Consider the following 2,378-nt stretch of genomic DNA (forward strand, 5'->3'; position numbering starts at 1 on the left):
TGTTGATTGCCACTGAGAACTGACCCGGCGTTTCCACCGAGAATTGACCCGCGTGTTAGGTATGTTTCGGGTCTGCGGTCGTGGTCAAGTTCCTCGTTTTCTCCTTTGTCGTTTTGGTGTCGTGCGCAGAGCTGTTCTTGAAGCGGAAGCTGTCGTTTCCGGTTTCAAGGATGTGGCAATGATGGGTAAGCCGATCGAGCAATGCTGTGGTCATTTTAGCGTCGCCGAACACGCTGGCCCATTCGCTGAAGCTGAGGTTTGTGGTGATGATGACGCTGGTTCGCTCGTAGAGTTTGCTGAGCAGGTGGAACAGCATCGCACCGCCCGACGCGCTGAACGGCAGGTATCCAAGCTCATCGAGGATCACGAGATCGGAGTGGACGAGCCGATTGGCGATCTGCCCAGACCGTCCTTGCGCCTTTTCCTGTTCCAGCGCGTTGACCAGTTCGACCGTTGAGAAGAATCGGACCCGTTTGTGGTGATGCTCGATGGCCTGAACACCTATCGCGGTAGCAATGTGTGTCTTGCCCGTGCCGGGGCCACCGACCAGAACGATGTTGTTTGCATCGTCCAGGAAGTCGCAGCGATGAAGCTGTTGCACGAGCGCCTCGTTGATCTCGCTGCTGGCGAAGTCGAAGCCATTCAAATCACGATAGGCGGGAAAGCGAGCTGTTTTGAGCTGATAGGCAGTCGAACGAACTTCACGTTCCGCGGTCTCCGCCTTGAGGAGCTGCGACAAGATCGGAATGGCAGCCTCGAACGCCGGCGATCCTTGCTCAGTCAGTTCGCCGACGGCTTGTGCCATGCCGTGCATCTTCAGTTGCCGCAGCATGATGACGATAGCACCGCTTGCTGGATTATGACGCATGGCGGGCCTCCGTCTTTCTCAGGGCATCGTATCGTTCGACATTGGCCTTGGGCTCGTTGATGAGCGTCAAGGCTTGCGGCGCATCAATGGTCTGCGGCGTGAAGGATTTGCCGTCGACGAGGCGATGCAGCAGGTTCAGTACATGCGTCTTGGTCGGAACCCCGGACTTCAGTGCCATATCGACCGCCGACAGGACGGCCTGTTCATCGTGTTGAAGGACAAGCGCCAGGATATCGACCATCTCCCGGTCGCCGCCCGGCTTCTTCAGCAGGTATTGCTGTAAGGTCCGGAATGCATCGGGGAGTTCGGCGAACGGTGCGCCATTGCGAAGAGCGCCTGGCTTGCGCTGCACGACCGCCAGATAATGCCGCCAGTCGTAGATCGTCTGTCCTGGTCGATCATGAGATCGGTCGATGGCGCGACGATGTTCGCAAATGATCTGGCCCTCCGCGGCGACCACGACCCGTTCCGGGTAGACCCGCAGGCTCACCGGTCGATTGGCGAAGGATGCCGGGACGCTGTAGCGATTGCGTTCCAGATGCACGAGGCAGGTCGGGGAGACACGCTTGGTGTATTCGACAAACCCATCGAATGGTCTGGAAACAGGCATAAGCGCGGTAGCTTCCTCCGCCCAGATATCGGCAATGGTGCCGCGCATCTGCCCATGTGGGGTCTGTGCCCAGAACTCCTTGCAGCGCTGCTCAAGCCAGTCGTTCAGAGCATCCAGCGATGCAAAGCGCGGCGTGGGCTGCCACAGACGATGACGCGCGTCCTGAACGTTCTTCTCGACCTGCCCTTTCTCCCAGCCTGAAGCCGGATTGCAGAACTCGGGTTCGAACAGGTAGTGGCTGGCCATCGCCTGGAAGCGGACGTTGACGTCACGCTCTTTTCCACGGCCGACCTTGTCGATCGCAGTGCGCATGTTGTCGTAGATGCCACGGCCAGGGATGCCTCCAAACACGCGGAATGCATGGTTGTGGGCATCGAACAGCATCTCGTGCGTCTGCAGGAGATAGGCCCGGACGATGAAGGCCCGGCTGTAGCTCAGCTTCGTGTGCGCCACCTGCAGCTTAGTGCGCTCATTGCCAATGATGGCCCAATCTTCCGACCAATCGAACTGGAAGGCTTCACCGGGGGCAAACGCCAGGGGCACATATGTCCCGCGGCCCATCGTCTGCAACTCCCTTTGACGATCATCACGCCATTCCCGCGCGAAGGCCGCCACTCGGTTATAGGAACCCTCATAGCCGAGGCTCATCAGATCGGCATGCAACTGCTTCATCGTCCGCTTCTGTTTGCGGTTCTTCTTGGATTCGGTCTTCAGCCAGGCCGACAACCGATCTGCAAACGGATCAAGCTTGCTCGGCCGCTCCGGAACCTTGAACTTCGGCTCTACGCCGTCCAAGCGCAGGTATTTGCGGATGGTATTCCGGGATAGGCCGGTCCTGCGGCAAATCTCCCGGATCGATAGATGGTCTCGAAAATGCCAGCGTCGGATCACGCTCAATAA

General features: G+C 58.6%; 2 protein-coding genes. Both read right to left on the bottom strand.

Annotated elements, in window-relative coordinates; genetic code table 11:
• Positions 1 to 55: 55 nt before the first annotated feature.
• Positions 56 to 868 (bottom strand): IS21-like element helper ATPase IstB, encoded by an 813-nt coding sequence (gene istB / locus GGQ66_RS22850; RefSeq protein WP_094513296.1) that lies wholly within the window; start codon positions 866 to 868, stop codon positions 56 to 58.
• Positions 858 to 2,378: IS21 family transposase (gene istA / locus GGQ66_RS22855; protein ID WP_210287380.1), on the bottom strand; the 1,521-nt coding region annotated here is incomplete at its 5' end. The genes istA and istB, both read right to left, overlap by 11 nt.

The organism is Allorhizobium borbori (genome assembly GCF_014196535.1).
Taxonomy (GTDB): Bacteria; Pseudomonadota; Alphaproteobacteria; order Rhizobiales; family Rhizobiaceae; genus Ectorhizobium; species Ectorhizobium borbori.

Coding starts and splice junctions, on each gene's coding strand:
- istB (WP_094513296.1), bottom strand. CDS start 868: ATGCGTCATAATCCAGCAAGCGGTGCTATCGTCATCATGCTGCGGCAA.